We start from the raw sequence: 8,028 nt of genomic DNA, 5'->3' as shown, positions 1-8,028 counted from the left end.
TTCCCGATCGTGGTCGGGCAGAGCTGGCCGGAGGGTGACGAGACGGCGCTCCGGCGGATGGCCGACGCCTACCGCACGGCCGCGCAGGGCGTGAAGTCGGTCATCGACGAGGGCAACGGCGCGGCGTCCACCGTGTACGCGAGCCAGACCGGCGAGGCCGTCCAGGCGTTCGAGGAGTACTGGAAGAAGTTCGCCGACGGTGACGACTCCTACCTGCCGAAGTTGCAGAAGATCTGCGAGCAGTTGGCGGAGAGCTGCGACAACACCGCGTTGGAGGTGGAGTACACCAAGCTGTCGATCATCGCGTCGCTGATCATGCTGGCGATCGAGATCGCCGCGCTGATCGCCGCGGCGTTCGGCACGTTCGGCGCGTCGACGGCGGGCATCCCGATCGCGCAGCAGGCGACGCGGCTGATCGTGCAGTTCACGTTCCGGCAGCTGATCATCGCGATCCTGCGCGAGGTGGCGATCTCGGTCGGCATCGACGCGGCCATCCAGGCGATCCAGGTGGCGCGCGGAGACCGCGAGTCGTGGGACTGGGGCAAGACGACCGAGGCGGCGGTCTCGGGTGCGGTGTCCGGTCTGGTCGGCGGTGTGTCGGGTGGGCTGAAGTTCGAGGGTGGCGGGCTGGCCGGGCAGGTGGCGGTCGGCGCGACGCGTGGCGCGGTCGAGGGCGCGGTGTCCACGGTGGGCACGGCGGCCGCGATGGGGCAGGACATCTCGGCGCGGGACGTGCTGATGGGCGCGTCGGCCGGTGCGGTGTCCGGTGGGATCGGCGGTGCGAAGGACGGGATCTCCGTCGACCCGCCGCGGGTCGACGCCGGTGCGCCGGTCAGCGGGCCGCCGAACGTGGGACCCCCGCCGGGTGGAGTGCCTGGCGGGCCGGCCGCCACGCCGGGTGGACCCGCGGTGAACCGTGCCGGGTTGGACCGGCCGGTCGGGGGGACGACCGCGACTTCGTCGGTGGCCGCACCTCCCGCGCCCGCGCCGAGGGTGAGTGCGCCGCCTTCGGTCGGTGGGGACTCTTCGCCTGGCGGGTCTTCGCCGGGTGGTTCTTCGGCGCCCTCTGGTTTTGGCGGGCCGCCTGCCGGTGGTGGGCGCAGCGGTGCTTCGGTGCCCACGTCGCCCGCCGGTGGTGGGACCGGCCCGTCGATCAGCAGCCGACTCGGCGCGGCGCCCGGTGGCCCGGCCCTCGGCGGTCCGGTTTCGAGTGGTCCGGCACCGAGCGGGCCGGCACCGACGAGTGCTCCCGGTGGTTCGGCGGCCAGCGGTTCGGCTCCGGGTGGTTCCGCGGCTCGGATGCCCGGTGGGATGCCGGCTGGTGGGCCGGTTCCCGGCGGGTCGGCGTTCGCGCCGGGGACGGCGGGTGGTTCGGCGAACGGGTTGAGCACCGCGCCTCCTGGTGCGACGCCTCAGGGCGGGGCTGCTGCGCCCGGGATGCGGCCCGGCGGTGCCGTGCCCGGTGGCATGCCCGGTAGTGCGATGCCGGGTGGTGCGATGCCGGGTGGTGCGATGCCGGGTGGTTCGACGCCTGGCGGACCTTTGCCCGGGAGTTCGACGCCCGGTGGGGCGCTGCCCGGCGGTGCGGTTCCGGGTGGGTCGCTGCCCGGGGGTTCCACGCCCGGTGGGGCGGTTCCGGGTGGTGGGCTCCCCGGCGGGCCGGCCGTTGGTGGAGCGACGCCGGGTGGTGCGCCTGTCGGCGGAGCGGTGCCCGGTGCGCCTGTGGGCGGCGTGATCGCAGGCGGGATGCCACTTGGCGGGGCCATGCCTGGCGGGGCCGCGCCTGGCGGTTCCGTGTCCGGCGGCGCCACGCCTGGTGGTTCGACTTCTGGTGGCGCCACGCCTGGTGGTTCGACTTCTGGTGGTGCCGCGCCTGGTGGGCCGGTGCCCACGGGTGGGCCTGCGCCTGGTTCCGCGCCGGTGAACGGTGGCCCGCCTGCCGGTGGCAGTGGTGCTCCGGCGGCTGGTGGGCCGGCCGCGGGTGCCCCTGGTGCCGGCACTCCTGCCGGGGCAGCCGGGGCTCCGATGGCGGGTGCGGCTGGTGGGGCTGCGCCGCCTGCCGGTGGTGCGGCCGGTGGTGGGCGTGGGCCCGTTGCGCCGGCAGGCGGGTTGGCGCCGGATGTCGCAGGTTCGCCGTCTGCCGGAGCTCAGACTTCCGGTTCGCCGTCGTCCGGCCGGGATCAGCACGGTCGTGGTGGAGATGCCGTCAGCGCGAGTTCGCTGACCGGGATGCCGGTCCAGCCGTTGCCGGCGACCGGTCCCCTGTCGATGCCCGAGCAGCGCGGCCCCGCGTCCACCGCGCCGCCGCAGACGTCCATGCCCACGACCCAGCCCGGTGCCTTCGGCCCGCAGCCCGGTGGTTTCGGGCCGCAGCCCGGAGGACCCGCACCGCAGCCCGGAGGGCCCGCGCCGCAGCCTGGAGGGCCCGCGCCGCACACCGGCGCGCCGGCACGGCCGGAGGCTTCAGCTCCCGCCCGTACCTCGGAACCGGCGGCACGTCCCGCCACGCCGCCGACCACGCAGGTCCGCACGGACGGGCCTGCTCCCGCCGCTCGTGGCGGGGACGGCCCGACGCCGCCGACCACCAGCCCGACGCCGCCCACCGACGGTCCCGCGCCTGCGGTGGAAGGGCCCAAGCCCGACAGCACGCCGACCGACGCCACCCCCGCCACGGACGGACCGGACGCTCCCGACAACACCGGCAGCCCGGACAGCGCCGGCAGCCCGGACAGCGCCGGCAGCCCGGACAGCGCCGATACCCCGGACAGCGCTGACACCCCGGACAGCGCCGAGGCGCCCGCCGACTTGGTCGGTGAGCCGGGTGACGAGCACTCCCCGGCCTCCAGCCACGAGTGGCCCGCCGAGACCGACACCGACCCTGGCGCTGGCGCGGATCCGTTCCCCCAGAAGAACGTCTGGAACCAGCCCGCGGGTGTCGTGCCGGGCTTCTCCCACGACGGCCCCTACGTCTCCGTCCACGAGAGCACCGGCCCCACGGACCAGTCCGTCGGCACGTACGACCAGCGCGCCGCGGCCCTCATCGAGCCGACCTACCAGCCCTACGGCCCGTACGGCGACTACCAGTCGTTCCGCGACGCCCACTCCAAGCCCGACGGCAGCATCGACTGGCCGCCGAACCAGGGCGCGGACGGCCCGCGCGTGGTCGTGGAACTGCCCGCGGGCACCGTGCTCGACCGGTTCGGCAGCCCGAACGGCGACTTCCTCTCCCCGCTGCGCCCGGACGGCCAGGCTTACGGGTTCGGCGAGCGCGCGATCATGCCGGACAGCCTCGGCAAGGGCTACCACGTCTACGTCCTGGACGCACCGCTCACCGTCGAGCTGGCCCCGGTCGCCCCCGCGTTCGACCAGAACGGCGGCGCGCGCCAGCTCCAGCCCGTCCTCGACGCCGCCCTCGCGGACCCGAACACGGGCCAGATGAGCGTGCAGCGCCTGATCGACCTGGGCGTGCTGCACGAGGTGGACGTGCCACCGGCCGACGGCCGCGTGCTACCGCCCGACTTCGGCACGTTCGACAGCGACGGCAACGTCCGCACCCCCGACCCGGTCACCGTCACCGAAGCGCAGAACGGCGCCTTCGACAACTACACCCCGGCCGACCCGCCCGCGACCCTCACGCCGAACCCCGACCTCGGCCCCGTCGCGCACCAGGGGCCGATTCCGATCGGCGAGGTGTCCCAGCGCGTCGACCAGGCGATCCGCAACAGCCAGGTCACCGACGCGGGCGTCGCGCTGCACACCGAGGACAGCCTGCGCGACCTCTCCAGCCGGATCCCGGCGACCGCCGATCACGTCGTCCTCGACATCCACACCGACGGCGACGGCGTCCGCATCGGCAACACGCACTACACCCGCGCCGAACTGGTCCAGCTGATCAACAACCACGCGGACCTCGCCGGCCGGCCGATCATGTTCGTCGGCTGCGACGCGGGCGCGGGCGGCGAGAACAGCCTGGCCGCGCACGTCGCCCGGGAGACCGGCCAGCGGGTCATCGCGCCGGACAGCCTGGCCTGGTCCGACCGGGACGGCAACGTCTACAGCAGCTCCCCGAACGAGACCGGCGGCCCGAAGCTCCCGCCCGACGGCGGCTGGCACGCGTTCGAACCGGATGGCACGCACGCGCCCGCGGGCGAGAACGGCATGCCGCCCGGCCACGAGCCGAAGGGCGACCTCGCCACCGACGGCCAGGAGCACCGCGGCCGGCTCGACATCGAGCCGCAGGTCCAGCAGCCGTGGACGGCACCGGAGACCATCCACGAGCGCACCGTCCAGTTGCGCGACGACCAGTCGTTCTTCCACAGCGGCCAAGAGCTGCCGCGGGACACCCGGATCACGATCCAGGGCGAGGACGGCAGCGTCCGCACGGTCGTGCACGTCGATGCCGACGGCAAGGTCCACGTCGACGCCATCGCGCCCAACACCCGCCACGGCGACAACCCGGAGGTCCGCCACCCCGCGCCGAACGCGCACTACCGGGTGGAGCTCGGCCACCGGCACGACGTGTTCGTGGCCAACGCCGACGGCACCCGCCAGACCACCCAGGACACCATCAAGATCGGTGACCGGGTCGTCACGGTCGACCGCGCGGTGATCATCGAGCCGATCCCCGAGCCCGTGAACGGCCGCGTGACGATCGACCGCGACCACCCGCTGGCACCCCGACCGGATGAGGCGTTCACCGCCCGCACCGACCTGCCGCCGAACACGCGCATGGAGGTGCACGACACCGACGGCACGTACCGCGGCACGGTCCAGACCGACGCCGACGGCAAGCCGAGGTGGGTGGCCGCGCCGGACTACCTGTCCACCGACGTCCGCAACCCCGAGGTCCAGCACACCTCGCAGGGCACGAACTACAACATCGACCGCGGCCCCCTGCACCAGGAGTACTCCACCAACGCCGAGGGCCACCCGCAGCACGCGGTCGAGCGCACCGAGCCGCCGACCACCAGGCAGACCCCGGTCACCGACCTCGGGCAGGGCGAGCCGTTCAGCCGTCCCGGCCAGGTGCACGACCCCAACACCGAGTACGTGGTCAGCGACGAGCACGGCCAGCGCCGCGGCCGGTTCCTCACCGACGAGTCCGGTCACGTGGTGTTCGAGGACACCTACTCCGGCCAGCGCAGCCGGGTCAACGCCGAGATCACCCAGGCGCCGTCGACCGCGCAGGTCACCTCGGACGGCTTCTACGGCCTCGGCACGGCGCAGACCCCGACCGCGACCTGGCCGACGCCCGCCAACGGCGAGGTGCGGCTGGCGATGCAGCGCACCAAGACCGACGACGGGTACGTGTACTCGGTGAACGTCGTCAGCGGCGACACCAGCGGCTGGACGCCGGAGCAGCGGGCCGCCGTCACCCGGCCGTTCAACAACGCCGACCCGTTCGCCGGCCGGGCCGACCTGCCGCCGGACACCCGGTTCGTGCTGGACGACCACAAGAAGCAGGGCTACGGCACGTTCCAGACCGGCGGTGACGGCGCGGCCTCGCACGTGCACACGTTCCGGCCGTTCAGCCCGGACCTGAACAACCCGCTGCCCAACGCGGTGCTGGTCGCCGACAACGACGCGTGGCGCGGTCGCACGAACGGCGACGGCGAGACGGTCGCGACGACCGGCCGCCCGGACCTGAGGTCCGGTGGCGCGATCCGGCGCGACGGCAGCGCCCAGCTGGAGGTCGGCAGCCACGGCGAGGTCGACGCGGACGGCAAGAAGCTGTCCGACGGCGGCCACCACCAGGGCAACGAGACCGGCGGTCCCGGTGAGGCGGCGAACCAGTCGAGCCAGCAGCGCGACCAGAACCAGGGCAACGAGCGCCCGGCGTTCGTGACCGCCGAGACGTGGCACCGGATGGAGCGGGACCGCGCGACGCTGATGAAGTCCGGCGGTACGGTCGAGATGATCGACACGTTCGCCCTGCGCGACCCGCTGCAGCGCCACCCGCACACCTACCAGACGCGGTGGCGTGTGACGCTCGCCGACGGCACGACCGAGATCTACGTCAGGAGCTACCCGAATGAGCACAACGCAGCCCTCTGGCCGGCCGACTTCTGAGCAGCGCCACGACGAGCTGCTCCAGCACATCGGCGGCATGCTGCTGGACGCTGCTCCGGACGGCTTCCGGCGGATCGACCTGCTGGTGCGGATGACCGTGGCCGTGCAGGACGCGACGCTGAAGGTGTACATGCCCGACGGCACCACCCCCGAGGTGATGCCGCCGGACGGGTTGATGCCCGCGTTCGGGGAGATGCGGCAGGTGCTGTTCCAGCCCGGCCGCGGCACCTGGTTCTCCGCGCGGTGCGTGGTGAACGCGCCGGTCCAGATCGACATCACCTACAACTTCGACCACGACCCGCAGTTCGACCCGCCCGTGCCGGCCGCGGACTTCGCCCGCGACCTCCAGGCCTTCCCCCGTGACGAGGCCTTCATCCCCGACTGGCTGCGCGCCAAGCTGGTCGAGGCGAGCGAGACGACCGAGGAGCAGAACGCATGACCGCACCGCAGCTGGACGTCGAGGACCAGAACGCGATCCTCGGCTCCGTCACCACCCTGCTGGTGCAGCGCCTGCCCGGCGACTGGGAGCAGCTGTTCGTCGACTTCCGGATGGTGGGCCGCCACCTGGAGGCGCAGGTCTCCGGGCTGACCATGTACGGCTCGTCGTTCGACTGGGAGCTGCCGCCGGAGGCGCTGCCGTTCTTCGTGCAGCTGCGCGACGGCATGGCGCGACCGGGTCACGGCACGTGGTTCACGCTGAAGTTCCACCTCGTGCACCCCGACACCTACTCGGCCGAGTTCGACCGGGACGGCGAGCCGGACTGGGCGCAGCCGCCCGGCGCGGAGCACTACGCCGAGGAGCTGGAGCTCTACCCGCGCGACGACGACGCGATCCCGGCGTGGCTGCGGGAACGCGCGGGTCTCGGCCCGGCCGCGGGCACGGTGATCGCCGCGCCGCTGTTCGACGGGCCGGAGCCGGTGGTGCGCGACCGGCCCGCCGTGCACCCGCAGGAGCGGGACGAGGTGCTGGCCTACCTGGAGAACGCGCCGGTCGTGCTGGCCGCGCGGTCCTACGGGCCGGACGCGCTCAAGCCGGACGCCACGCCGTCCGTGCCGCTGTCCTTCCACACCGACGGGACCTGGGTGTGGCCGGGCGGGGTGGCGTACTACCTGCGCCACCACCACGTGCCGCCGGTGCCGCAGCTCGTGCAGCACATCCGTGACAACGGCTACGCCGTGCCGCCGGTCACCCCGGAGGCGGAGCGGGCGGCCGCCGCCGTGGCCACCGGGCAGGCCGAGGGCGCGCCGCTGCCCGAGCACCGGCCCCGCGTGATCACCGAGGCCGACCAGCGGGCGCTGGACCGCCTCAAGCAGCGGCTGGACCACTTCGGGGTCGCCGAGCACGAGTACGGCATCGTCGAGCCGAAGCCGGACGTGTTCGTGCTCGAACCCGCGCCCGGACCGTCCGGCTGGCAGGTCCAGTTCTGGGACTCCAACCGCGGCCCGCACGGCCACCCGCGCGTCTACGAGCACGCGGTGGACGCGGCGAAGGTGCTGCTGGCCGAGGTGCTGTGGCAGGTCGACCTGGACCGGACGCGGGCCGCGGCGGACACCGGCGCGCTGGTGCTGCCGGTCGCGGACATCCAGCCGCTGCCGGACGAGCCGCCGCTGTCGCTGTTCCGCGACCGCGAGAGCGTGGTCGTGCCGGTCGGCACCGAGCTGGACCGGTTCGGCGCGGAGACCGGCAACCTCGTCTACGCGTCCGGGACGATGTTCGGCCAGCGGTCGCTGCCACCGGATTGGCTGAACCGCCGCTACCACGTCTACCGGGTGCAGAAGCCGGTGCCGGCGCTGAAGGGCGTCGCGGTGCCGTGGTTCGGGCAGCCGGGCGGTGGTACGGGTTACTTCCTGGCGAGTTCCGTGCGGGACCTGCTGGCCGACGGAAGCCTGGTCGAGGTGGCCGGGGCGGCGATCCAGCAGCCGCAACCGGGCGTCTGAACCTGCTACCGCCGAGCGCGG

General features: G+C 73.8%; 3 protein-coding genes. All 3 read left to right on the top strand.

All coding sequences use genetic code 11. The features are described from left to right. Positions 1-9: 9 nt before the first annotated feature. Genes A6A25_RS46190 through A6A25_RS01025 form a run of 3 tightly spaced genes read left to right on the top strand, consistent with a single transcriptional unit; the run spans position 10 to position 8,007 of the window. Positions 10-6,069: a WXG100-like domain-containing protein gene (locus tag A6A25_RS46190; RefSeq protein ID WP_143192904.1), complete on the top strand. Its 6,060-nt coding sequence runs from the start codon at positions 10-12 to the stop codon at positions 6,067-6,069. Next, a complete protein-coding gene (locus A6A25_RS01030) occupies positions 6,032-6,508 on the top strand; it encodes a hypothetical protein (protein WP_073885815.1) in 477 nt (158 codons plus the stop codon). The genes A6A25_RS46190 and A6A25_RS01030 overlap by 38 nt, the downstream gene beginning before the upstream one ends. Then, entirely contained in the window at positions 6,505-8,007 is a 1,503-nt protein-coding gene (locus A6A25_RS01025; protein ID WP_073885814.1) for a TNT domain-containing protein, read from the top strand. The genes A6A25_RS01030 and A6A25_RS01025 overlap by 4 nt, the downstream gene beginning before the upstream one ends. Positions 8,008-8,028 lie beyond the last annotated feature (21 nt).

It is taken from the genome of Saccharothrix sp. CB00851 (assembly GCF_001905065.1).
Classification (GTDB): domain Bacteria; phylum Actinomycetota; class Actinomycetes; order Mycobacteriales; family Pseudonocardiaceae; genus Actinosynnema.
This window is presented reverse-complemented; position numbering and strand designations above follow the sequence as displayed.

Excerpts from the sequence above, each read along its gene's own strand:
- A6A25_RS01030 (WP_073885815.1), top strand. The coding sequence starts at position 6,032 with ATGAGCACAACGCAGCCCTCTGGCCGGCCGACTTCTGAGCAGCGCCAC.
- A6A25_RS01025 (WP_073885814.1), top strand. The coding sequence starts at position 6,505 with ATGACCGCACCGCAGCTGGACGTCGAGGACCAGAACGCGATCCTCGGC.